Raw genomic sequence first — 22966 nt, forward strand, 5'->3', positions numbered from 1 at the left:
CCAAGACACTAAGTACCACTTCCGAAGGGTTAAATATTAGGTACTTCATGCACTTCTTAACGCTACAATTGGGTCGAGTTTCGCAGCACGACGGGCAGGAACAACGCCAAAGAATAAACCAATACCGCCAGAAACACCAACTGTCAGAGCAATTGCCACAACCGAAATTCCTGCATCTAATGGTGTCAAGGCTCCCACTAAGACAATACCGCCCACACCGATCGCAGTACCGATTAAACCACCTGCTGCTGAAAGAATTACTGCTTCAATCATGAACTGTAGCAGGATATCTTGCTGGGTTGCACCGATCGCTTTCCGCAGTCCAATTTCTTGGGTGCGTTCGGTGACAGAGACGAGCATGATATTCATGATGCCAATGCCGCCTACAATTAGAGAGATTGCCGCGATCGCTGCCAGCACGATCGTCAATGCACTTGTGATTTGACCGACAGTTTGCAGTGCTTCTTTTTGAGTACGGATAGTAAAATCATCTTCGCCGTTAATTTTGTGCCGTAAGCGCAGCAAATTGGTAATTTGAAACTCTGCTGCATCCACGCTATTGGCATCACGTGCCGAAGCAACGATGTAATCTAAGGCGATGCCATAGGGAGAATTTTCTCCCACAAGTCGATTAGCTGACGTTGTTAGTGGTACTAATGCTGCTTCGTCATAGTCAGCACCCAGACTAGAGCCTTTGGCTTCAAGCACACCGATAACTTGAAAGCTGCCATTTTTAATTCGCAGTTGCGCCCCTATAGGGTTACTGCTACCAAAAAATCTTTCTGCCAACTCAGCACCCAACACAACAACTTGATTGTTGCGTTTGATGTCTATGTCTGTGAAAAAGCGCCCTTTTGTTGTTTCAAAGTCTCGTACTTTCAAGAAACTAGGAGTTGTACCAATGATGTTGACATCGGTGTTGCGGTTACGGTAAGTTACCACCTGTCTGCTGTTCAACTCCGGAGCAACTCCTGCAACCGTTGGCACTTGAGTAGCAATTGCCTCCGCATCTGCTAGTACTAGAGTTTTTGGTGTTTCGCGAGAGATACGTTGAGTTTCCCGATTACCAGGAATTACAAACAGTACATTTGGCCCTAAGGATTCCAACTGTTGATTCACGTATTTTTGTCCAGCTTCACCAATGCCAACCATCGCAATTACCGAAGCATTGCCGATGACAATACCCAGCATAGTGAGGGCGCTACGTAACCTATTAGACAGCAGGGTTTTTCCTGCCATTTGCATACTTTCTACTAAGTTCATTTTTGTTCTTTCGCCTGCTGTTCGCGTTTATAGTCTTGGGGCGGGTTGATAAATACGCGATCGCCCTCTTTCACTCCTTCTATAATCTGAGTTTGGTCTTGAATTTGCGCTCCAACTGTCACCGGACGAAATAGAGGTTTATTTTTAGCATCCGGCACTAGAACACCAGTTTCGCCTTTTTCAGTAACAATCGCTACAGTTGGTATGAGTAAGGCATTGTCTACGTTATCACCTAAAAATGTCAAATCAACATTCAAGCCAGAACGCAGTTGTTCTTGCCCAGTATCAATAGCTACCCGCACTTCAAACAATGTCACGCCTTCTTCCTTCACGGCTTCGGGAGCAATCAGGCGCACATGGCCTTTAAACACTTGATCGGGATAGGCATCGGTAATAATTTCTACTTGTTGTCCATCTTTAATTCTGCCAATATCAGCTTCTGGAACTTGTGCTAGCACTTCTAAACCCTTTGCCAAGGCAACGATAGAACTAGAAGTAGCCGATGCGCTCGAAGAAGCAGAAGTCGTTGGGGCTACATACGCGCCGTCGCTAGCATATTTCTGCGTCACAATTCCCGTAAAAGGAGCGCGGATAACAGTATCTTGTAAGTCAACTTGGGCTGCCTTTAACTGTGCCTCAGCTACAGCTACAGCAGCTTTGCGTTGGGCAATTACCTCGGGACGAGTGCCATTTTCCGCCAGTTGTAATGCTGCCCGTGCTTCGGCAACAGCAGCTTCTTTCTGAGCAATTTCTTCGGAGCGAGAACCACTTTTTAGTAGCGATAATCGACGTTGAGCTTGTTCTAAAGTGGCCTTTGCTCTTCTGTCTTCGCTAATGTATTGATCTAATTGGTCTTGAGAAATAGCTCCCTGTCGAGCTAATTCCTGGTAACGTGTCACTCGTGACTGCGTTAAATTTACCTGTGCTTTAGCTTCTTCTACTTGAGCTTGAGCTTCTTGAATCTCCTGGGAGCGATTGCCAGCACGGGCTTGGGTTAACTGCGCTTGAGCTTGTGCTAAACGCGCTCTGGCTTGGGCAATCTCCTGGGGACGGCTTCCAGCTTGAGCTTCGGCAAGCTGTGCTTTGGCTTGCTCTAAGTTAGCTTGGTTTTGGAGGATTTGTGCATTCACATCTGCACTATCCATTACCGCAATAATCTGCCCTTGATTAACGCGATCGCCCTGTTCAACTTTTAACTGTGAGACAACTCCAGGCTGTTTGGGGCTAATATTCACACTCTGAACTGGTACTACCTTCCCACTAGCATTAATCCGCAGGGTGACATCATTCGCTTCCACTGGTACAGTCAGTGCTGCAATATCTTCTCTGCTTGTCCCTCGATTTACAAATGTATAGGTTGTAGCGCTGCCAACAACCAAAACACCAGCTGCCACCAGCCCAATTAACCAGCGTTGGGGATGCTTAACTTTGCCAATTACGGGAATTTCTATATGCGTAGTCATAATAGCAGCCTTTAAAAAGTGCTTTTGTTGGGTAGAGTGAACCTGGTAGCGCCAGGGGACAATTTTGTTTTGTAAGCAACCTGTAGACGAATGTTTGTACGTAGTGACAAAGTACAAATCACTTAAAATTACTTATCTTTTTTTCATGTTATCTATCGGCGATTGTGTCTGGCTTCACCTAACTGGGTGACTTTGCTACTGACAAAAGTAAGGATTTAAGCTTAGATGGATAAACAAATATGGTTATAATTTTTTGTTTGCTCGCCCAATCCCCAGTCCAAGCGTCCCTTTTACGTAGTTAAGAATCAAAAATCCACACTCAAGAGTCATGAGTGTTAACTTTTGACTAATGACTAATGAACGCCAGGTGCTACAACGGAACGGGCTTCCATAGCCGGATACAAGCTCCGGCTCCAGCCCTCGGGAACCTCCGCAACGCACTGGCTCCTCTTGACTAAGAACTAATGACTGTAAACTTTTCCTTTCACTCCCAACGGAGATCGTTTAAGCTATCTGAAAGATTCCTTAATTTTTGGCTAAGAGGCGGTAGCGTGCCTAAACGAATTGGTTTGATTTCTCTTGTTGTTGTCTGTAGTTTGTGGAGTATGCCCAAAGCTGCTGATGCACAGGCATTGGTACCCCATACATTGCAACTGGATACAGCCAAGTTGGAGCGACAGGGGTTGAGTCTGGCACAAGAAGCAGCGCAACTAGCGCAGTTTCAACAGTATGAAATGGCTATGCCTAGAGCGAGACTGGCATCTCAATTAGCTCCCAAAAGTGATAAAGTTTGGTTTCTTTTAGGCGGCTTGTATCTGCAAACCAAGGAAATAGATTCTGCGATCGCTGCTCTGAAAAAAGCACAATCTCTTAATCCCAAAAATGGCGATGTTCTGTTTGCTTTAGGTTCGGCTAACTTCCAACAGAAGAAGTATCAAGTTGCTGCTAGTTATTTCCAAGAGGGTTTAAAGTTAAAACCTAATAACCCAGAAGGTTTGTTTGATTTGGGCAACGCTTACTATATGCTGGGTCGATTCCCAGATGCGATCGCCCAGTACAATCAAGCGGTTACTCAAGACAAGAAATTTTGGCCTGCAATTAACAACATTGGTTTAATCAAGTACGAACAGGGTGATGTCCCAGGGGCTATTCAGCAATGGCAAGCCGCTATCGCGATTGACAAGCAAGCCGCAGAACCTTTATTGGCTCTAGCAGTGGCACTATATAATAAGGGCGATCGCCAACAAGGTTTGGCAATGGGCGAAACCGCAATTCGCATTGATGACCGCTATGCCGATCTAGAATTCCTCAAAGAAAATCTCTGGGGCGATCGCTTACTTGCCGATACCAAAAAATTCCTAGAATTGCCCCGCATTCAAGCAGCACTACAGCAAAGAGGGGAAAGTACACTATCCCCTATGCCACAGCCGACTCAGTAAGTAAATGTTAGTGGTTGTTTGTTGTTTGTTGTTTGGAACAACCAACCACCAACAACTAACAACTAACTACTAACTTTTTCTGTTGCCACTTGCTCAAAAGTGCTATCTAATAGTACATATATATTAATTACTGCCAGAAGCGGTAGTCCAACATTACTAGATGGGCGATCTTTGCTGGCTTAAAGTTCACTAAAAGATGTAAGAGTATAAGGGTGTAGGGAACCCCATCTTTAAAAAGAGGGGAACTCAAACAAGTTACAAACTTCTTATTTCCATAAATTAATTCGGGTGCATCAAACCAATTGTTTGGAAAGATATTCAAAAAAGTCCCTACACATCCAAATCCCGACACTCATACACCTTTTCCTATAGGAGAAATGGGTGCATCATTGCTGACTGTCTTTGGGTAGCATGGCTATGATTTGGTCAACAAACTGTTGATGATCAACCACCGGCTTAGATATATAGCCATCAGCGCCACTTTGCTTGAGAAAGTTCTCGCGATCGCCCTCCATGGCGTGTGCTGTCACGAGAATTATCGGTAAGCAAGCAGTTTGCGGATCGGCTTTCAACATTTGTGTAATTTTGATACCATCAACGGACTTACCTTGGTAAACACTTCTTGAGAGAGAAACATCCATTAAAATAATGTCTGCCTCTCCCGCTTGGGCAATTCTCATTACCTCTTCCACATTTTCAGTGTGTTTTACTTCCAGTCCACCGCGTTTGGTCAAAATTTTGGAAAAAACGCGAGCATTAATCAGATCGTCTTCGACAATCAAAACAGTTTTCATGTGAATTTGACTTTTAGGGGTGAGGGGGATAACCGAGAATTTTAGATTTTTGATTTTGCGAAAAGTTTGAGCGGAGGTTTCCTCGGATCAAAGCTTTTCAAGACGGATTTTTGATTATTACATTGGGTTTAATGCTCATCCACTTGTATAGTGAATTGTTTTTCATTAATCTGAAATCTAAAATCTCCAAGCCCCTTCCATGTGAGGGAGGGGTCAATCCCAAATCTAAAATTGTAATTCCAAAATCGTATGTGCCTCCTTTTAGATAATCAATGTGTATCCCCGATCATCAAGGATAATACTACTGTTTTTTATCCTATAACTATCAAGATTTTGTAAGGATGGGCGTTACATCCGCTATGCTGTGGTTGCTGTAATGTTCAGTAACGGCATATTTTGTGTAGTGAAAATTTAGGGAAAAACTCATGGCAAAACAGTTAAACCTTCTCTCCACGGGACAGGTAATTACCACAGCCTTGCACACCGAGATGCAACGGTCTTACCTTGAATATGCCATGAGTGTGATCGTCGGGCGAGCGTTGCCAGATGTGCGTGATGGTTTAAAGCCAGTGCATCGGCGGATTTTATACGCGATGCACGAACTTGGCCTTACGCCTGACCGCCCTTACCGGAAATGCGCCCGTGTTGTGGGAGATGTGCTAGGTAAATATCACCCTCACGGCGATCAAGCGGTTTACGATGCATTGGTGAGGCTGGTGCAGGACTTTTCCAGCCGCTATCCTCTATTGGCAGGACATGGCAACTTCGGTAGCGTGGATAATGACCCACCAGCAGCGATGCGCTACACCGAGACACGTCTGGCATCCATCAGTCACGAGGGAATGCTAGCTGAAATCGGCGATGAAACGGTGGAATTTATCGGTAACTTTGATAATTCCCAGCAAGAACCGACCGTACTACCAGCGCAGTTACCGTTTTTGTTGCTGAATGGTTGTGCTGGAATCGCTGTGGGTATGGCAACAAATATCCCACCACATAATTTGGGAGAAGTGATTGATGGGTTGATTGCTTTAATCGACAATCCTGACTTAGCAGATGACAAGTTATTTGAGTTAATTCCAGGCCCGGATTTTCCTACAGGTGGGGAGATTGTTGGCAATACGGGAATTCGCGAAGCCTACACCACAGGTAAAGGCGGTATTGTCTTACGAGGAGTAGCCCAGATAGAAGAAGTTGCCGCTAGTAGGGGAAGCAAACGGCGGACGGCAATTGTGGTAACGGAATTGCCTTTCCAAGTGAATAAGGCGGGTTGGATTGAGAAAGTCGCGGAACTCGTGAATCAGGGTCGTTTGCAAGGAATTGCCGATCTCCGAGATGAGAGCGATCGCCAGGGAATGCGCGTAGTCATAGAACTCAAACGCGATACCAATCCCCAAGATGTTCTCCAGCAGCTATATCACCTAACTGCTTTGCAAACGAATTTTGGGGCGATTCTGTTGGCATTGGTGGATGGGCAACCGCGCCAACTCACATTACGCCAATTATTGCAGGAATTCCTGAAATTTCGCGAGCAGACACTTTCACGCCGCTACACTTATGAGCTTGCTAAGGCAGAAAATCGACTGCATTTGGTAGAAGGCTTACTGAAAGCACTGTCTCAACTGGATGAGGTAATTGAAATTTTGCGACAAGCTGCTGATGGCAGTACGGCAAAAATTCACATACAAAGCCGCTTGGAGTTGAGCGAGGTACAAGCAGATGCAATTTTGGCGATGCCATTGCGACGCCTGACAAGTTTAGAACAGCAGAATCTACAGCATGAGTACGAGCAGTTACAGGAAGAAATTGCCACGTTGCAGCGGTTACTGGGCGATCGCCGAGAATTGCTGAAGGCTTTGAAAAAAGATTTGCGTACTCTTAAGCGTAAATATGGTGACGAACGCCGTACGAAAATAATGGCTGCAACTGTTGAGGAGATCAGGGGACAAGGGAAACAAGGAACAGAAGACAAAGAAAATCCCAAATCTCAAATCCAAAATCTCAAACCGGAAACGCCGCCAGAAGAAGCTGTTTTGGAATTAACCCAACGCGGGTATGTGCGTCGCTATCAACCTTCAGGCAAAAAGCCAAAAACTGACAACGGTCTGTCTGATAATGACTTTGTCATTCAAACAGCGTTGACAGACACAGATAAAGATTTGTTGGTGCTAACTAGTAGTGGCAAAGTTTATCCGGTGAGAGTGGGAGATATTCCCCCCACAACTGGGCGATCGCCACGGGGAACACCCCTGATCACTTTGCTTACCAATACTGCTCAAGAAGCTTCTGAAGCTGTTGTCAGCCGCTTTTTGCTCCCAGAAAATTCAGAAACAACTGACATGATTCTGTTGACGAAGCAGGGACGAATTAAGCGTCTATCTCTGACGGAATTTACTAACCTAACGCGGCGCGGAATCACCATTTTGAAACTCAAAGACGATGATGAATTGCTATTAACCCAGTTCACTACCACAGGTCAACAAGCGATTTTAGCTAGTTCTGGTGGGCGACTGTTGCGGTTTAAAGTTAATGACGAACAACTGCCTGTTATGGGTCGTACTGCTATGGGTTTGCAAGCACTACGCCTGCGCCTGCAAGAAATGATGGTTGGTTGTGTGGCTTTCAACACAGAGGCAAATCTATTACTGGTGACACAATTAGGATATGCTAAACGCTTTCCGACAAGTGCTTTGCGACTAGGCAATCGAGGTGACATTGGTACTCAGGTCTTTAAATTTGCCAATAAAAATGATTACCTAACTGCTATGGTGTTGGCAAAGCCAGGGGCTGAAGTGGCGCTAGTGACTAATCATCAGCGAGTGGTGCGCCTACAAGTAGACACAGTGCCAAACTTGGATAGAAATACTGTGGGTGAAAGCGTTCTCCAACTCAACCGAGATGAAAAAATTATCACTGTTGCTGAATTGGGAATATAAAGTAGATGATGTTCAAGCTAAGTACAGCTTTGCGCAAAATCGTAGCTTTTTTAAACGCACCAGGTAGCAGAGTCTTTTCATAAATAATTTCGCTACGAATTAATGAAACGCTGTACTAAGGCAAGCAACTCTAGATGATTTAGAGGCGCTTGTCCAACTGTGCCTCGATTTACTACGTGAAGTTAGTGACCTTTAAGAAGATTACTGATACTACTTTGGCAGAAGCGATCGCGCAATATCTCAGGGAAAAGCTGCCCAAGAGAGAGTTTTTGGCTTGGGTAGCCGAGGTGATGAATATCTACACAACTCCAATATGACGCGGTCAGGGAATTGCTAAAGCACTATTGCAATAAATTATTAACTATATTAGTTAAATATAAATCAGGCGTATCTGGCTTCACCCACCCAAAAAGGCAAGAATACTTTACGAAAAGGTAGGTTTGATCGGCACTAAAAACGAGATGGAACTGAGATTATAGTTACGTAATTAGGTAGACAGAACACAGGCTATCGAAAATATGTTATAACTATTGTCAATAAAGCTGTTTTCAAATGCCAAGTTTAGTGCAAAATTATCTCACATAGCAGCAAATTGAAGCTGCTAAATCCATCAAAAGTGCCTATCAGTCAATGTAATACAAAAAACTCTAAGAAAAGTTGCATTTCTTGAAATACTTGTTATATTAGTTAACAAAAGGTAACACACCTTAATAAGTTCAGTTTGGAGTGCCAATTATGCAAGACACAACAAAAGTAACTACACCCATTGTCACAGATGACCGCAATGCATGGCGTTGGGGCTTTACTCCGCAGGCAGAAATCTGGAACGGTCGTTTAGCAATGATCGGCTTCTTGGCTGCTGCTCTGATTGAATTATTTTCTGGTCAAGGCTTTTTACACTTCTGGGGCATTCTGTAAATATTAAAACCAGAAGTTTTTTATAGACATCACTAGTTAGATAGATAAGCAAAAAACCTGGGGGTGAATCAACACTCCCAGGTTTTTATTGTCTTTTGTCAGTAGTCATTTGTCCTTTGTCATTTGTACAAGGCTGATGACTAATGACTAATGACTAACGAATATACTCCTTTAAAACACTGTTACGATTGGGGTGACGTAACTTGCGGAGTGCTTTCGCCTCAATTTGACGAATGCGTTCGCGGGTGACATTAAAAATTTGTCCAATCTCTTCTAGAGTCTTCATTCGACCATCATCCAAACCATAGCGCAGTCGCAGAACATCCCGTTCGCGAGGACTGAGACTGTCGAGGACTTTTTCTAAGTCTTCCCGCAGCAGATTTTTGGAAACTTGGTCTTCTGGAGTTTCGCCATCAGATTCAATAAAATCACCCAGCCGGGAATCTTCTTCTTTACCAATGGGTGTTTCTAAAGAAATAGGCAGCTGGGCAGACTTAGCAATAAATCTCAGCTTCTCGATGGTCATTTCCATTCTCGTGGCAATTTCTTCCTCAGTGGGTTTGCGACCCATTTCTTGAGAAAGTAGTTTGGTGGTCTTCTTAATGCGAGAGATGGTTTCGTAGAGGTGAACAGGAAGGCGAATTGTGCGAGATTGATCGGCGATCGCCCGGGTAATTGCCTGACGAATCCACCATGTAGCGTATGTAGAAAACTTATAACCTTTTTCGTGGTCAAACTTTTCAGCGGCACGAATCAAACCAAGGCTACCTTCCTGAATTAAATCTTGGAAAGATAAGCCACGATTCATATATTTTTTGGCAATTGAAACTACAAGACGCAAGTTAGATTGCACCATTTTGTCTTTTGCCCGACGACCAACATGCAGGCGATGACGAAATTGTGGCAAGGGCAACTGTACTGCTTCTGCCCATTCGCTGTATTCAGGGTCGCGCTCCAACTGCTGTTGCAGCCTATCATAGACTCGCTCTAATTCCAGCAAGTCTGCAATCTTTCGTGCCAATTCAATTTCTTCGTCGGCTCTAAGGAGACGAATTCGACCTATTTCTTGCAAGTAGAGGCGAATCGAATCCTCGGTGTAATGCTTTTTCTTCGTTTGAGACCGACGACGCGATTTTGCGGCTTTTCCAGACTTTGCGTCGTCCTCATCAGACTGAGGTTCTAAAAATTCTTCATCGAGTTCGCCTTCATCGTTGATCAGTAAGTCCTCTTCATCTTCCATTAAGAGTTCTTCTAACTCAAGGTCAGGCTGATTAATTTCAATTTCTAGGTCAGGCTGATAATCAATGGTATCGAGTACGTTGTTAGCCTGGTTCATGCCGCGTTCCTCATGCTCCTTGCAGAATCAATTACTCAAAAATGTTTGCCGCTCTTGTTTAGTGAGCTATTTGCATTCTCGTTTAGAGGGTCATTAGCTAATTTAGCTAAGATATTTTTTGGAAGTTTTACCCATTTTCGGGAGGATACTGGTGTTGATCCCCAGTTAAAGTCTGAAGTTCTAAATTCTGTGTTTTCTTCTGCCACAGTAGTATCCTCGAAGGCAAATTCCTTATCTTTAAGTAAACGCTATTTGTGTCACAGGGCAACACAATTGTTTACTGATTGGTCTAAAAAAGACTCATCTTGCTAAAAAAATTTACCACTCCATACAAAAGAATATGACTGTTGGAAGATTTTTTTGTAAATGCTGTTCCGATTGTAGCCTGTTTCACAGAATTTGCACTGTCTTTGTGTGGTATCCATGAACTAATAAAGTAAGGTAAAGCCAAGGAATGTAAAGCCTGTTGTACCAAAAAGAAGTTGAAAATGACACTAATACCCATGAATTTTCTCCAAAACTTTTTGGAATTTTCGTAGCATTATCATTACCTTAAAAATTAGGTAAACCCACCTGTATCAGACTCAATGTGTTATCTACAACATTTCTGAAAACAGCACACTTTATGTTAACTCCAGTGGCAAGCTAAAGTGCATTCATTTTTACATTTCCTTTATAAATTACTGACTTGGGATTTACATTTGTCTTTTAGCTGTTGTTGCTCTCATAGTTTTTGAGTAGAGGTGCTACAGACACTTATTTCCCAATTTTAGGAGTCGTGGCGCTTCTATGAAGACACTCGACCGACAAAAAGCCAATTTCCTGAACTGAGGAGTTGAGGCTTTGGCAGAATCAGCCAGAAGGCCGAAAATTTCTAGATATAGCTAATACGGTCTTAATCACAAGCTAGCGCACTGCTCAAAATTCAACCCTTTGCAACTTGACAAACTCTTTTTATTGTATACACCGATTATTTTAATCAATTCAAAAAGGATTTGACAGCCAAGACCTCCGATATTAACTTACTGAGAGCAAAATTGCATAGGAAGAATGTAAAATATACACTACATTAGCCCAGGAGTTAGATAAATAAGTCTAATAGAAGACTAGTGGTTTGGACGATTGCAATCAGCACGCAAATAAACGTTTAAGTATAAGTAGTCTTGGCAAAGGTTGCTATGGCAATACGGTTCGGGTAAGGGGGAAAGGGGAAGGGATTTTCATTGCCTAGTTGTGGGCTATTGCCCGTGGGGGTCTAGCTTGGTAACAGGCGATCGCCTTCGCTAGTCAGCAAAGCCAAAGTAGAAATATTGGAGACAACAATCAAAATCCTGTCACTTAAGCACAACCCAAAACATTGCCTCCACTCATAGTCAGGCATAGACTAGCAATAGCCTTGACAAAAAAACAAAAATATAATGCAAATGACAATATCGTCTACTGCTGACAGAGATACTTAGCTTTTTAAGTTACTTACTACAACCTTAATTTCCCATTAATTATCATTGTTGGTAATTTTTAAATTTGTATTAATAGTTGCATCGGTTACGCAGTTTCAATATAGATATAAATACTATGCAAATTCTATTAAAAATACCTATTTATTGTGAGACTTTGCTTGGGCTACATTTCTTTAGTGATTTAAATAAAGAGTAAAAAATAACTTTTTATTGCGAGTATACGCATAGCTTAAATATACGCATGTATTGTTACATATGATACTTAAATTTTTGTAAAGTTATCTTTGTCTATTCATAATAAATCGTAAACATATTCTGCAACTACTGTTTGTCAGATAATGTTGAATTTTTGTCTGGAAATTTTACAAAAATACTTTGATAAGCCTGAAAGTTGAAAGTGCGAATCCCTACTCAGGATTTTGAGCAGGGATTTACGTATTTTAGGAGTTGTCCCAATGGTTCAATCTCTGGGCAAGGTTTACGATCAGGTCTTGATTGTCAGAAAGTTTTTGCTAACTTGAAAATAAACCTCACCCCGTCCTATCGGACACCCCTCTCCGATCTCGCGGAGAGGGGAAGGGGTGAGGTTTTTCATTCATTCTGGTGTACGCAGTTCATGATGGCTACTTATCAACACACATATCTGCAAATGTTGCCTACCTCTATTCAGACCTGTCTAATTTAGATATCTAGATCGGTGAGGTCAAGTTTAGAACCATAGGTTTCAATAAATTCACGACGGGGTGCGACGCGATCGCCCATTAAAATCGTGAAAATGCGATCGGCTTCGGCTGCATCCTCAATTTCCACTTGTTTGAGGGTGCGGCTTTCTGGGTTCATGGTGGTATCCCAGAGTTGTTGGGGCATCATTTCACCCAAACCTTTGAAGCGTTGGATCGTATAGTTAGCGTTGTCGGGAAACTGACTAATGATTTGGTCTTTTTCGCGATCGCTATAACAATAGTAGTGATTGCGTCCCCGCTCTATTTTATATAATGGCGGGCAAGCGATATAGATGTAGCCCTGTTCTATGAGCGCCCGTTGATAACGATAGAAGAAGGTCAACAACAGTGTGCGGATATGCGCGCCATCTACGTCAGCGTCAGTCATAATGACTATACGGTGATAGCGCAGTTGGGATTCATCGAATTCCTCTCCCTTGACACCTAAACCAAGGGCGGTAATTAACGACTGAATTTCATTATTTTTATAAATTTTGGCGTCGTCAGTTTTTTCAATGTTGAGGATTTTACCGCGTAGGGGAAGGATTGCTTGGAACCGGCGATCGCGTCCTTGTTTAGCACTTCCGCCTGCCGAGTCGCCTTCTACAAGGTAAATTTCCGATTCTTTCGGATCGCGGGTACTGCAATCTGCCAATTTACCAGGCAATGGCGAAGATTCCAACACCGACTTGCGGCGCACCAATTCCCGCGCATGACGGGCTGCTTCTGCTGCTTTGAAAGCTTGAATGGCTTTATCTAAAACTGCATCGGCTACACTGGGGCGAAATTCTAGGTATTCGGTGAGAGTTTCTCCCACCAAAGAATCAACAATACCTCTAACTTCTGTGTTACCGAGTTTGGTTTTCGTTTGCCCTTCAAATTCTGGATCTGGAACTTTGACAGAAATTACTCCTGTCAAACCTTCGCGAACGTGTTCGCCGCTGAGGTTGGGTTCACTGTCTTTGAGTTTATTACGCTTGCGGGCGATCGCATTCAGTGTCCGAGTCAGAACCGCCTTCAAACCTTCTAAATGTGTGCCGCCATCAACGGTACGAATATTGTTAGCAAAGCCCAAAACATTATCTGTATAGGCATCAGTACACCACTGCAATGCGACTTCCACTTGAACGTTATTGCGTTCTCCCTGCACGAAAATGACTTCTTCATGCAGTGGCTGCTTGTCGGCGTTTATGTAGGCGATGTATTCGCGAATACCACCTTTGTACTCATAGGTTTCTACCTTCGGCTGATCGCTTTTGAGTAATTCCAAGCGATGGTCTGTAAAGGTAATTTTGACACCTGCATTTAGATACGCCAACTCCCGCAGACGACTTGCTAAAGTAGTGTAGTCAAACTCAGTGCCAGTAGTGAAGATTTGGGGATCTGGTTTAAAACTGACAGAAGTGCCAGTGCGGTTTTCTTTAGAAGGCTTAACTTGCAATTCGGTAACGGGAATACCCCGTTCGTAACGCTGAGTATGAACCTTTTTATCTCGCCAAACCGTCACATCTACTCTTTCAGATAAGGCGTTGACAACGGAAATACCAACCCCGTGCAGTCCTCCAGAAACTTTGTAGCCGCCACCACCAAATTTACCCCCGGCATGGAGTACGGTCATCACAGTTTCCAATGCCGATTTTCCTGTTTGCGGGTGAATATCGGTCGGTATACCTCGGCCATCATCTGTTACAGTAACAGAAGCATCGGCTTCCAGATCCACCTCCACATGGGTGCAGTGCCCCGCCAAAGCCTCATCAATCGAGTTGTCCACCACCTCGTACACCAAATGGTGAAGTCCTCGCGGACCAGTGGAACCAATATACATCCCCGGTCGTTTGCGGACGGGTTCCAGACCTTCCAGAACTTGAATCTGTTCGGCACTGTAACTGCTCGTCATGAAAATTCTCCTGATAAGTGGGGGTGAAATTCGCCAAAAAGCGAAAAAGTCCAAAACACTCAAAAATTCTAACACAAAAGCCTTATAGGCGACTGTAGGGCAATTTGATGAGAAATTCAAATAGGGGTTGCAGTCCCCTGTTTAGGAGAGGAGATGGGGAGGTGGGGAGATGCGGAGTGGGGGAGTGGGGGAGTGGGGGAAGATAAGAAACAAATGACAAATGACTAATGACTAATGACTAAATTAATTGTGATTTGTGGTGCAACGGCAACAGGTAAGTCGGGTTTAGCATTGGCATTAGCAATGCGATTACGTACTGTAATTCTGAGCGCAGACTCCCGTCAAGTATACAGGGAATTTGATATCGGTACAGCAAAACCAAGCCCAGCTGAACAAAAATTAGTACCGCACTATTTGATAGATATATGCAATCCCACAGAAACCATGACGGTAGCAGATTACCAAGACCAAGCACAAGCCCTAATAGCAAGACACGGGGACTTCTCCCACTCTCCCACTCCTCCCCTCCTCCTCGTGGGTGGTACTGGCTTATACATTCGCTCAATTGTGCAGGGTATGAAAATTCCCAGAGTAGCACCGCAACAGGAATTGCGATCGCAACTCGAAGCACTTGGTCAGATGCAACTTTACGCCATGCTACAACAAGTTGATCCGGTTGCAGCAGCAAAGATTCACCCTAACGATCCAGTGCGGACTTTAAGAGCATTAGAGGTATTTTACGTCACTGGTCGTCCGATTTCTGAGCAACAAGGAGAAAACCCCCCTAACTATCCCATTTTGCAGATTGGTTTAGATTGTGATTCTACTCACCTCACCCATCGCATTACCCAGCGAACTGAACAGATGATCGCAGATGGTTTGGTAGCTGAGGTGGAATATCTTTGCCATAAATATGGTGCTGACTTGCCTTTACTAAATACATTGGGATATCAAGAAATAAAACAGTATTTGGCTGGGGATATCTCTTTAGATCAAGCCAAAGAATTAACAGTTTTACACACGCGGCAATTTGCCAAACGTCAACGCACCTGGTTTCGCGCCTATCCACAAATTGAATGGTTTGATGCAGAAAAACCAGATTTATTAGAAAAAGTGTGGCAGCGAGTGCAATACTTTATGATTAATTCCTAACTCCATGTTGAAATTACTCTTACCCAATCATCATTATGGACAATCAAATTACAACTGTCTTTTGGATTCTTAGTCTTGTTATTGTTTTATTTATAATCATTTTAGCATATTTAATTGCTATTCCTAGCAGACCCTCTGATGTATTGAAAAAAATATTGAATACATTGAAACTTTCCAAAGATATAAAACAAGATAATTACCCTCCTTATTATTGGCATAAAAAAAGTCAGTTTGAAAAATTACCTAAATCTGAATCTGATATTATCATGTTGGGTGATAGTATTACTGACGAAGGTGAATGGACAGAATTACTTGAAAATTTTAATGTCAGAAATAGAGGGATTTCCGGTGATACAACGGAGAGAATATTATATCGTTTAAATACAATATTAGAATTAAATCCAAGACAGGTTTTCTTAATGGTAGGCATTAATGATTTGATCAATACTCGTCAATCAATCGCGCAAGTTTTAGAAGCATATCAAAAAATTTTGAGCGAATTTCGAGAAAAAACACCAAATACAGAAATTTTTATTCAGAGTGTTTTACCTGTAAATAATCAAGTTTATCAATATTGGCAAGATAATAACAATGTCTTAAAATTTAATACAGGCTTAAGAGAGCTTGCCAAACAGTTTAATTATCAATATATAGACTTATTTTATCATTTATCAGACTCCCAAAATCAATTGGATGCTCAATACACTGTAGATGGACTACATTTGAATGGTCAAGCATACTTGGTTTGGAAGTCAGTGATTGAAAAATATATAACAGATATCGAAAGATAAAAGAGTGGTTGTTTGTTGGTTGTTGGTTGTTGGTTGTTGGTTGGAAGAGGTAAAGAGTAAGCTATATTTATTTGATTAAGAACTACTTATTTTGGTTGAGAACTCAGCATCTAAACCATCACTTTTGAGATGACCATCTTCCATGTAAACAATGCGATCGCCAATATCTAAAATGCGGTTATCGTGCGTAACCATTAAGATAGTACAACTCTGCTCTTTCGCTAGTTTATGCATCAATTCCACCACATCTCGCCCAGACTTTTTATCAAGTGCAGCCGTAGGTTCATCTGCTAAAACTATTTTGGGGTGACTAACTAAAGCACGAGCGATCGCTACCCTTTGTCGCTGTCCACCTGACAAATTTTCAGCGTAATAATTCACGCGATCTTCCAAACCAACTTGTTCTAAAATAGCACTAGCTTTTGCATCTAAATCTTCATCTAATATCTCTTCATGTAATTCCAGAGACATTCGCACGTTTTGTTTTGCAGTTAAAAATGTCATCAGGTTATGTGCCTGAAATATATAACCAATCTGTCGGCGAATCTGTGTTAGCTGTCGCTTGCTAGCTCCACACATTTCTTGATTCAATATTTTCATATTACCTTCTTGAGCAGAACGCAAGCCACCCATCAAAGTCAGCAAGGTAGTTTTGCCTGAGCCAGATGGCCCGGTCATAATTACAATTTCTCCTGGATAAATATCTAAATTTATATCAAATAATACTTGCTTGCGAAGATTACCTTGACCAAAGTAATGATTAAGATGACGAGCAGAAATAACTGGTTTCATAATTGTTAGTGGTTAGTAGTTAGTGGTTAGTTGTCGGTTGTTCTTTGTCCAATGACTAATGACCAATGACCAATGACTAATGACTAATGACCATCTTTTAAAACATATCAGCGGGGTCAGCAGCGCGAAGTTTTCGCATCGCAATTACCCCAGAAACACTGCACATAACAATTGTTAGTGACAGCACGAACACAGCACGGTCAAGTTTCATGCCAATAGGTATTAAAGTCGCAGCGTAGGTGATCTGATACAGCCCCATAGACAGCGCCATTCCTGGTATAAATCCTAACGCTGCTAGCAATAGAGCTTCTTGCATCAGCATAGCCATGAGATAGCGATCGCTATATCCCATTGCTTTGAGAGTGGCATACTCTGGTAAGTGATCGGAAACGTCAGCGTAGAGAATCTGGTAAACAATCACAATCCCAACGATGAATCCTACCGCCACTCCCAAACCGAAGATAAACCCAATTCCCTGATTACCCCAATAATTAATTTCTATCTGGGCAAATTCTTGAGGAGTTAGCACTTTCACATCTTTCGGCAAACTTGCTTGCAGTTGCGATCGCACTTTTTGCACATTTGCACCTGGTTTCAAGTTAATCAACCCAACTGCTATTTGATTTGGCTGGTAGTTAGGAAAAAGTTTTAGGAACGTAGAATCACTGCTAATAATGTTACCATCGGCACCAAAAGACGCACCTAGCTGAAATAAGCCTACCGTTTGCACTGTTTGCCGATTCACTTCAGCTTCTACAGTTCCATGCTGTTTTACCAAGTTGGGAATGGGGCCGTATTCTGGTCGAGAAGCGCGATCAAATAACACCCGATTCAATAACTTCAGTTGATCTAGGTGTTGGTTCACCTCGGGAAGGTTAAAAGGTGGATTTGCTGGATCAATTCCCCACACCAAAATCCCACGACTGAAGCGAGTTTCCGAATTGCGCCATTGAGCGATATCAATATATAAAGGACGAACAGACTTTACCCCGTCATAAGCCAAGGTTTGCTGCAACCTTTCTCTAGGAAAGCTTTTAACGTAGAACAGCGTTTGGAATTGGGGATTAATCAAAACTAAATCCGCTTGTAGATTTTGGTGAGGCTTCGTGGCGCTATCAAACAGCGCATCTAATAGTCCCAGTTGCACAAACATCAGCATGTCGGCAAAGGCTATCCCCGCTAGCGCCACCGCCAAGCGCGTTTTTTCTTTTTTTAATTGCAGCCATGCCAGGGGGGTGCGGCGAAATAGTTTGTGAAGCATAGTGATAATCCTTTGGGGATAGGGAGATGGGGAGAGTGGGAGAGAGAGAAATAACCACTAACTACTAACTACTAACCAATGTAGAGACGTGCCATGGCACGTCTCTACAACTGACTAATGACTTGCTTCGGCGATCGCTTCATCGTCCACAGTTGGGAACCCCCCTTTGGTAATTCAACGGTTCTCAAAACTTCAAAACCATGTTTCTGATAGAAGCGGACGGCTTTTTCTGTAGTAGTCTGAAGATAGCAAGGCAATCCCTCAGTATCTGCCTGTTTGAGGACGGGTTGCAGAAGTAAACTACCAATTCCTTGCCCCTGATAAGCAGGTGCAACACCAAGCATCTCTAGATAGTAATGTGGCTGGGACATGTCACGTTTATGGTTTTCATCCAGTGTGGAGAATAGCGACATAAATCGCCCTACTCTATGCCAACCAACTTGGAAAGGTAAGGCAAGCGTCGAAAAATATTCAGGTTAGAATTTCCTGGAGGTGTCCAGGCTGCAACACCTTTCAAATTACCTGCCGTCGTGTATATATGGTTGTAAGGCAGGCTATAGCGCAAGCCTGTCTTAAAGTTCCACTTGAGGATATTCTCTCTTGAGTTTTCAGGAATAAAACGAAATATCGGATCGTCATAAAATGCATTTGCCAGAATTTCACTTGCCTCGTCAATTTGCGATTTTTTCAGAAGTACAATTTCAGCAGTCATCATAGTTTTCACCACAACAAATCATTGAGAAATTGGTAAACACGTACAAAGTCAATCTTTGTCATTGCCAGCAACAAGCGTACTTTTTCTCTATCTCGTTCGATTCCACAGCAGTAAACGATTTTGCAACTAGCAATAACCAGTGTTGTCCAAGGGTAGGTTTTTCTTTGGAACAGCCGAAACCAAAACCGGGAAGTTCTACAAGACTGAATCCTCATATTCTGTAGATGTAGTGAGTCTAGTGCTAACTTTTTGCTTTTCTAACTGGCGCTGTCGCATAAGTAAAAACAAGGGAAGCGCAAACGAAACTCCAACCGTAAGAGTGCTGACAACAAAAACCCAGAGATATCGCATCCCTAGGGCGTGTTTTCAAACTCCTAAATGTCATTCTGAGCGAAATGAAATGAAGCGAAGAATCTCGTAAAAATCAGGGTTATAGAGATGCTTCACTACGCTGTCGCTTCGTACCCTACGGGAAGGCTACGCCTACAGCATGACAAAACTGATACTTTGAAAACACACCCTAGGCGCGTCCCTTCCCAAAACACAAACACCAAAAGAACTAGCCCTGAGACAATTACATCCAGACCAAAAGAGGCACAAATGTGGTTGGCAAACATCAATTCAAAAAACAGCTTGATGTCAAAACCGTGGTCTAAAAGAAACATAACTAACGGAGAGTAGGGTAGGGCAAAGCCAAGAATGCAAAGTAGCAAGTAGATTCCTTGAAGCATGTTGAGAACCTCTTTTGATTGATTGCACTTATATCAAACATTCGTTATAAATTAGGACAAAAAAACTTTACAATTCAATCGCTGTCTGTACCTGTAAGTTAGTCAAGGCACTGACTCGCTTGCTATCTTCGGGGTTGAGGTGGATTTTGACTTCTACGACGCGGCGATCCAGATTTTCTCCTGGTTGATTGCTGAAGACGTTTTGTCTGTTAACTTGTAACCCTATCTGTGCAACAGTTCCTTGCAATTCCCCAGAAAATGCTTGACCGGTAATTACAGCCTGCTGTCCAAGTTGAACTTTGCCGATGTCTGTTTGATAAACCTCTGCTACTACTAACATCTGGTTGGTTTGTCCCAAATCGGCAATCCCAGCATCAGCGATTTTCTCTCCTGTTCGTGTGTGAATTTTGATAATTTGCCCTGCGATCGGTGCGCGGATATAAGCTTGTTCTAGGTTAGTTTGTGCCTGTCTCAATGCTGCGATCGCATTATCTACCTCTGCTTGTGCCGCCTGCACATCCACAGGACGAACTTCAGAAATTTGGTTGAGAGTTGCTCTTGCTGATTTTAATTCTTCTTGTCGAGATGTCTGGATGCGTTTAAGGTTTGCTTGTGCCTCAGCAAGTTCTTGCTGTCGGGATGCTTGGATGCGTTTGAGGTTGGCTTGTGCTTCGTTAAATTGTTGCTGTGCTGTTTGCAAAGCCAAGCGTTTACTGTCTAGTAAAGATGTAGAAATTGCTCCCTCTTGATACAGTGTTTGATAGCGTTGGAATTCCAAGTTGGCATTTGTTAGTTCCGCTGTTAGACGCGCCATGTTTGCTTTTTGGGCTTGGACTTCTGTTTGTTGTTCTGCTGCCAAACGGGCGATCGCTGCTTTTTGTGCCTCAATTTCTGTTGCTTGTTCTGCTTGAACTCGGCTGATATTTGCTTGCTGTGCCTGAATTTCTCCGGTTTTTGCCCCTGCTTTTACCTGTGCTAATTTGGCTTGGCTGATCTTCAGTTGTTCTTTTGCCTGTGCTAAGGCATCTTGCAAGCGTTTTTGAGAATCCAAAATTGCTAACACTTGTCCCGCTTGCACGCGATCGCCTTCTTTGACAAGCCACTTAGCCAGGCGATCGCCATCCAGCGCCAAAGGTGCAGACAAGTGAATCACTTCTCCTGCTGGTTCCAAGCGTCCGAGGGCTGTGACTTTTTTGACAGGGGGAGGAGTATCTGTGGTTGGAGGCTCGGACTTAGTGATTAAGCTGTATTGAGAAATGCCGTAAAAGGCGATCGCGCCAGTAATTGCAGTAGCAGTTATTACCAAAAAAATCAACCGCTGTCCTGGAGATTTTGAGAAAAATTGTTGAGCCATATTTCTTCTTCAACTTAAGCATTTAAATGAGAGTGACTGCATAATTGAAGCTGACGATAGATTTTTTTGTGTTTATCCCCCCACATGCTTTCTTCACGAATAATATGAAAGCCATATTTCTCATAAAGAGTCTGTGCAGTAGCTTCGTTTGGATCGGTAGATGTGTATAGTCTGAGAAATTTTTTACCTGTTGCCTTTGTTTTGTTAATAGCAAACTCTAACAATTTTTTCCCAATTCCTTGTCCTCTAAACAGAGGATCTACACAAAGCCATCCCAGCCAATTAGCTTCAGCTTCATCTCGCTTGTAGCAATATAAGCCTGTAATTCCGATAACTTTATTGGAATTTTCATCAATGGCAACCCAATACTTTAGCTGACTTACTCCAGCCCAGAAAAATCCTATTTTATAAAGCCAATTATCCTGAAATAAACTTGCTCTAAGACTGGCTTTTTCTAGAATGCTTTGGTATGGAAAGACTATGTCTACTAGATTAATTGCCTCATCAAGAGTTTGAGGAGATAAAGGTTTGATTAGCATAGCTTTCTGTACTTTTAACAACACAAGCTAATCATATTTTATACTAGCTTTTTGATGATTCAAATAACTTGTTAACATGTTCACTAGCAATTCCTCCTGTTGGGCATAAGAAATGGTTTCACCTTCATACATTCGCCCTACCAGCAAACCGCTGACAAAAATCATTACAAACTCAGATAAAGCTTTATCTTTTATTTGCAAATAGTCAGCAATAGCCTGTCTCGTGTATTCCCAACTTTTTCTCAGGATTTGATTATTCAATATCTCAGTTCGTTCTTGTTGCTGATAGAAATCAAACCCCAGCAGAGTTTGTTTAAAAAAATAATCTTCGTTTTTGACCATAAAATTAAATAAGGCTTTGATACGCTCTGGTAAAGTTTTGGCATCTCCTGCCTCAGCAAGAAAATTCAAAATGTCCTGCTGTGTTTGCTCTTCGACTAACTGCAAATACAAAGCTTCTTTACTGGGAAAATAATGATACAACGTTCCCGTAGAAACCCTTAGCTCTTTGGCTATCTCTCGCATGGTGATAGAGGCATAACCCTTCTGGGCAAATAGGTCAAAGGATTTCATCAACAATTCTTTGCGGTATTGTTCACGATCAACAATCTTGGGCATTACGAGAAAAATATTTATATCGAACGTTAGTTATATAATAAGTTATAAAGAAAAATTTGAAAAGGTAGTTGACTGATTTTTTTTACCCAATCTCTACAGAGTGTCTGGATCTATGCCTAGCGATCGCAGTTTCTGTGCTAATTTTTGAGCGCGTTGTTCAGCGACTTCAGCACGTTCATCTCCAGTCGCTAGCAGCGTACCATCTTGGTAGCACCAGCGTAACCACACATCTTGTCTACCTTCAAATTCGCCTTGCCAGAGAGTTAAACCTAAACCGACTTGTTCTAACCAAGTTTCTGTAGTTTCAAAATAGCGCCTACCGCGAATTTCATAAACACGCAACGCCTGTTCTGATAATTGTTGGGTGGGGTCGTATACTACGTAGTAACTCGCCCGCATGTGTTCGTAAGTTTTTAGTTTACTGCCTAGTTCATCACCTTCTTTGTTAGAAACTATTTCAATCACCACCTCCGGTGGCTTGCCAAACTTCCAAAGCATATAACAACGGTTTTGTTTCTCCCACCAGTTATCAGCCACTTGGACATCTAAGCTAAGAAAAACATCAGGTACAATTGGAGGCTGTCCGTCAGTATGATATATGCCAACGTTAGCCTCGGCTAAAAAAGTTTGGTTTTGTAATGAACTGTAAAGAGAGCTAACTAACAGGCGTTGTTGTTTAGCAGAAGCAAAATTATCTACAGGTGTATCATCTTCAGTAACTAGCTGGCTAGCATCTGGCACATAATAATCATCATTATTGATTAAAAGTTGCTCAACCATGAGTT

Annotated in this window: 24 protein-coding genes; 6 read left to right on the top strand and 18 right to left on the bottom strand. The window is 42.6% G+C overall.

Features of this window, described 5'->3' with window-relative positions:
* Positions 1-45: 45 nt before the first annotated feature.
* On the bottom strand, positions 46-1263 hold the full coding sequence (locus FIS9605_RS0110775) for an ABC transporter permease (RefSeq protein WP_026732603.1): 1218 nt from the start codon (positions 1261-1263) through the stop codon (positions 46-48).
* Positions 1260-2726 (bottom strand): efflux RND transporter periplasmic adaptor subunit, encoded by a 1467-nt coding sequence (locus tag FIS9605_RS0110780; protein ID WP_026732604.1) that lies wholly within the window; start codon positions 2724-2726, stop codon positions 1260-1262. The genes FIS9605_RS0110775 and FIS9605_RS0110780 overlap by 4 nt, the downstream gene beginning before the upstream one ends.
* A 551-nt stretch (positions 2727-3277) precedes the next feature.
* Here FIS9605_RS0110780 and FIS9605_RS0110785 point away from each other — a divergent pair.
* Complete coding sequence (locus FIS9605_RS0110785) at positions 3278-4165, top strand: tetratricopeptide repeat protein (RefSeq protein WP_026732605.1); 888 nt, start codon at positions 3278-3280, stop codon at positions 4163-4165.
* Between the two features lie 386 nt (positions 4166-4551).
* Here the strand turns inward: FIS9605_RS0110785 and FIS9605_RS0110790 are convergent, their stop codons facing one another.
* The gene (locus tag FIS9605_RS0110790; protein WP_026732606.1) at positions 4552-4959 is read right to left on the bottom strand and encodes a response regulator; all 408 of its coding nucleotides are present in this window, start codon (positions 4957-4959) and stop codon (positions 4552-4554) included.
* A 425-nt stretch (positions 4960-5384) separates the two neighbouring features.
* On the opposite strand from FIS9605_RS0110790, the gene gyrA reads away from it, so the two are divergent.
* The 3 genes from gyrA to FIS9605_RS0110805 all read left to right on the top strand — a co-directional run bounded on the left by gyrA (position 5385) and on the right by FIS9605_RS0110805 (position 8813).
* The gene (gyrA, locus tag FIS9605_RS0110795; protein WP_026732607.1) at positions 5385-7895 is read left to right on the top strand and encodes a DNA gyrase subunit A; all 2511 of its coding nucleotides are present in this window, start codon (positions 5385-5387) and stop codon (positions 7893-7895) included.
* Positions 7896-8080: 185 nt separating this feature from the next.
* A complete protein-coding gene (locus tag FIS9605_RS46030) occupies positions 8081-8212 on the top strand; it encodes a hypothetical protein (RefSeq protein WP_269321020.1) in 132 nt (43 codons plus the stop codon).
* A 418-nt stretch (positions 8213-8630) separates the two neighbouring features.
* Positions 8631-8813 (top strand): chlorophyll a/b-binding protein, encoded by a 183-nt coding sequence (locus tag FIS9605_RS0110805; RefSeq protein ID WP_026732608.1) that lies wholly within the window; start codon positions 8631-8633, stop codon positions 8811-8813.
* Between the two features lie 154 nt (positions 8814-8967).
* On the opposite strand, the gene rpoD is transcribed toward FIS9605_RS0110805, so the two are convergent.
* The 4 genes from rpoD to gyrB form a co-directional block, all read right to left on the bottom strand.
* Positions 8968-10149: an RNA polymerase sigma factor RpoD gene (gene rpoD / locus FIS9605_RS0110810; RefSeq protein WP_026732609.1), complete on the bottom strand. Its 1182-nt coding sequence runs from the start codon at positions 10147-10149 to the stop codon at positions 8968-8970.
* 35 nt (positions 10150-10184) lie between these two features.
* Positions 10185-10355 carry a hypothetical protein gene (locus tag FIS9605_RS42565; protein ID WP_155960395.1) on the bottom strand — a complete coding sequence of 57 codons (171 nt, stop codon included), beginning with the start codon at positions 10353-10355 and terminating at the stop codon, positions 10185-10187.
* Positions 10356-11404: 1049 nt separating this feature from the next.
* Positions 11405-11530, bottom strand: a complete 126-nt coding sequence (locus FIS9605_RS46035; protein WP_269321021.1) for a hypothetical protein — start codon at positions 11528-11530, stop codon at positions 11405-11407.
* 760 nt (positions 11531-12290) lie between these two features.
* Positions 12291-14228 (bottom strand): DNA topoisomerase (ATP-hydrolyzing) subunit B, encoded by a 1938-nt coding sequence (gene gyrB, locus FIS9605_RS0110820; RefSeq protein ID WP_026732610.1) that lies wholly within the window; start codon positions 14226-14228, stop codon positions 12291-12293.
* 234 nt (positions 14229-14462) lie between these two features.
* Here gyrB and miaA point away from each other — a divergent pair, with 234 nt between their 5' ends.
* Together miaA and FIS9605_RS0110830 are read left to right on the top strand one after the other, a co-directional pair.
* Complete coding sequence (gene miaA, locus FIS9605_RS0110825) at positions 14463-15380, top strand: tRNA (adenosine(37)-N6)-dimethylallyltransferase MiaA (RefSeq protein WP_026732611.1); 918 nt, start codon at positions 14463-14465, stop codon at positions 15378-15380.
* 35 nt (positions 15381-15415) lie between these two features.
* Entirely contained in the window at positions 15416-16171 is a 756-nt protein-coding gene (locus FIS9605_RS0110830; RefSeq protein WP_026732612.1) for a GDSL-type esterase/lipase family protein, read from the top strand.
* A gap of 75 nt (positions 16172-16246) precedes the next feature.
* Here FIS9605_RS0110830 and FIS9605_RS0110835 read toward each other — a convergent pair whose 3' ends face one another.
* The 11 genes from FIS9605_RS0110835 to FIS9605_RS0110875 form a co-directional block, all read right to left on the bottom strand.
* Complete coding sequence (locus FIS9605_RS0110835; RefSeq protein WP_026732613.1) at positions 16247-16963, bottom strand: DevA family ABC transporter ATP-binding protein; 717 nt, start codon at positions 16961-16963, stop codon at positions 16247-16249.
* Between the two features lie 97 nt (positions 16964-17060).
* Entirely contained in the window at positions 17061-18224 is a 1164-nt protein-coding gene (devC, locus tag FIS9605_RS0110840) for an ABC transporter permease DevC (RefSeq protein ID WP_026732614.1), read from the bottom strand.
* Between the two features lie 104 nt (positions 18225-18328).
* Positions 18329-18637, bottom strand: coding sequence for a GNAT family N-acetyltransferase (locus FIS9605_RS45090; protein ID WP_442854697.1), 309 nt, complete (start codon positions 18635-18637; stop codon positions 18329-18331).
* 8 nt (positions 18638-18645) lie between these two features.
* Positions 18646-18939 carry a hypothetical protein gene (locus FIS9605_RS45095; protein ID WP_231510291.1) on the bottom strand — a complete coding sequence of 98 codons (294 nt, stop codon included), beginning with the start codon at positions 18937-18939 and terminating at the stop codon, positions 18646-18648.
* Between the two features lie 5 nt (positions 18940-18944).
* Entirely contained in the window at positions 18945-19154 is a 210-nt protein-coding gene (locus FIS9605_RS0110850) for a hypothetical protein (protein WP_026732615.1), read from the bottom strand.
* Positions 19135-19290, bottom strand: coding sequence for a DUF2834 domain-containing protein (locus FIS9605_RS46040; protein WP_269321022.1), 156 nt, complete (start codon positions 19288-19290; stop codon positions 19135-19137). The genes FIS9605_RS0110850 and FIS9605_RS46040 overlap by 20 nt, the downstream gene beginning before the upstream one ends.
* 95 nt (positions 19291-19385) lie before the next feature.
* Positions 19386-19670 carry a DUF2834 domain-containing protein gene (locus FIS9605_RS36755; RefSeq protein ID WP_051469970.1) on the bottom strand — a complete coding sequence of 95 codons (285 nt, stop codon included), beginning with the start codon at positions 19668-19670 and terminating at the stop codon, positions 19386-19388.
* Positions 19671-19737: 67 nt separating this feature from the next.
* A complete protein-coding gene (locus FIS9605_RS0110860) occupies positions 19738-21024 on the bottom strand; it encodes an ABC exporter membrane fusion protein (RefSeq protein ID WP_026732616.1) in 1287 nt (428 codons plus the stop codon).
* A 14-nt stretch (positions 21025-21038) separates the two neighbouring features.
* Positions 21039-21563: a GNAT family N-acetyltransferase gene (locus tag FIS9605_RS0110865; protein ID WP_026732617.1), complete on the bottom strand. Its 525-nt coding sequence runs from the start codon at positions 21561-21563 to the stop codon at positions 21039-21041.
* Positions 21564-21590: 27 nt separating this feature from the next.
* Complete coding sequence (locus tag FIS9605_RS0110870) at positions 21591-22181, bottom strand: TetR/AcrR family transcriptional regulator (RefSeq protein ID WP_026732618.1); 591 nt, start codon at positions 22179-22181, stop codon at positions 21591-21593.
* A 93-nt stretch (positions 22182-22274) separates the two neighbouring features.
* On the bottom strand, positions 22275-22961 hold the full coding sequence (locus tag FIS9605_RS0110875; RefSeq protein WP_026732619.1) for a Uma2 family endonuclease: 687 nt from the start codon (positions 22959-22961) through the stop codon (positions 22275-22277).
* Positions 22962-22966: the final 5 nt, after the last annotated feature.

This window comes from Fischerella sp. PCC 9605 (assembly GCF_000517105.1).
Lineage (GTDB): Bacteria > Cyanobacteriota > Cyanobacteriia > Cyanobacteriales > Nostocaceae > PCC9605.

Bases quoted from the DNA above. Each gene is read 5' to 3' on its own strand.
- FIS9605_RS0110860 (WP_026732616.1), bottom strand. From the start codon at position 21,024: ATGGCTCAACAATTTTTCTCAAAATCTCCAGGACAGCGGTTGATTTTT.
- FIS9605_RS45095 (WP_231510291.1), bottom strand. From the start codon at position 18,939: ATGATGACTGCTGAAATTGTACTTCTGAAAAAATCGCAAATTGACGAG.
- FIS9605_RS0110870 (WP_026732618.1), bottom strand. From the start codon at position 22,181: ATGCCCAAGATTGTTGATCGTGAACAATACCGCAAAGAATTGTTGATG.
- FIS9605_RS0110865 (WP_026732617.1), bottom strand. From the start codon at position 21,563: ATGCTAATCAAACCTTTATCTCCTCAAACTCTTGATGAGGCAATTAAT.
- FIS9605_RS45090 (WP_442854697.1), bottom strand. From the start codon at position 18,637: ATGTCGCTATTCTCCACACTGGATGAAAACCATAAACGTGACATGTCC.
- FIS9605_RS0110790 (WP_026732606.1), bottom strand. From the start codon at position 4,959: ATGAAAACTGTTTTGATTGTCGAAGACGATCTGATTAATGCTCGCGTT.
- gyrA (WP_026732607.1), top strand. From the start codon at position 5,385: ATGGCAAAACAGTTAAACCTTCTCTCCACGGGACAGGTAATTACCACA.
- FIS9605_RS0110835 (WP_026732613.1), bottom strand. From the start codon at position 16,963: ATGAAACCAGTTATTTCTGCTCGTCATCTTAATCATTACTTTGGTCAA.
- gyrB (WP_026732610.1), bottom strand. From the start codon at position 14,228: ATGACGAGCAGTTACAGTGCCGAACAGATTCAAGTTCTGGAAGGTCTG.
- FIS9605_RS0110775 (WP_026732603.1), bottom strand. From the start codon at position 1,263: ATGAACTTAGTAGAAAGTATGCAAATGGCAGGAAAAACCCTGCTGTCT.
- FIS9605_RS0110830 (WP_026732612.1), top strand. From the start codon at position 15,416: ATGGACAATCAAATTACAACTGTCTTTTGGATTCTTAGTCTTGTTATT.
- FIS9605_RS46040 (WP_269321022.1), bottom strand. From the start codon at position 19,290: ATGCGATATCTCTGGGTTTTTGTTGTCAGCACTCTTACGGTTGGAGTT.
- FIS9605_RS0110875 (WP_026732619.1), bottom strand. From the start codon at position 22,961: ATGGTTGAGCAACTTTTAATCAATAATGATGATTATTATGTGCCAGAT.
- FIS9605_RS46035 (WP_269321021.1), bottom strand. From the start codon at position 11,530: ATGCCTGACTATGAGTGGAGGCAATGTTTTGGGTTGTGCTTAAGTGAC.
- miaA (WP_026732611.1), top strand. From the start codon at position 14,463: ATGACTAAATTAATTGTGATTTGTGGTGCAACGGCAACAGGTAAGTCG.
- rpoD (WP_026732609.1), bottom strand. From the start codon at position 10,149: ATGAACCAGGCTAACAACGTACTCGATACCATTGATTATCAGCCTGAC.
- devC (WP_026732614.1), bottom strand. From the start codon at position 18,224: ATGCTTCACAAACTATTTCGCCGCACCCCCCTGGCATGGCTGCAATTA.
- FIS9605_RS0110805 (WP_026732608.1), top strand. From the start codon at position 8,631: ATGCAAGACACAACAAAAGTAACTACACCCATTGTCACAGATGACCGC.
- FIS9605_RS36755 (WP_051469970.1), bottom strand. From the start codon at position 19,670: ATGCTTCAAGGAATCTACTTGCTACTTTGCATTCTTGGCTTTGCCCTA.
- FIS9605_RS0110780 (WP_026732604.1), bottom strand. From the start codon at position 2,726: ATGACTACGCATATAGAAATTCCCGTAATTGGCAAAGTTAAGCATCCC.
- FIS9605_RS0110850 (WP_026732615.1), bottom strand. From the start codon at position 19,154: ATGAGGATTCAGTCTTGTAGAACTTCCCGGTTTTGGTTTCGGCTGTTC.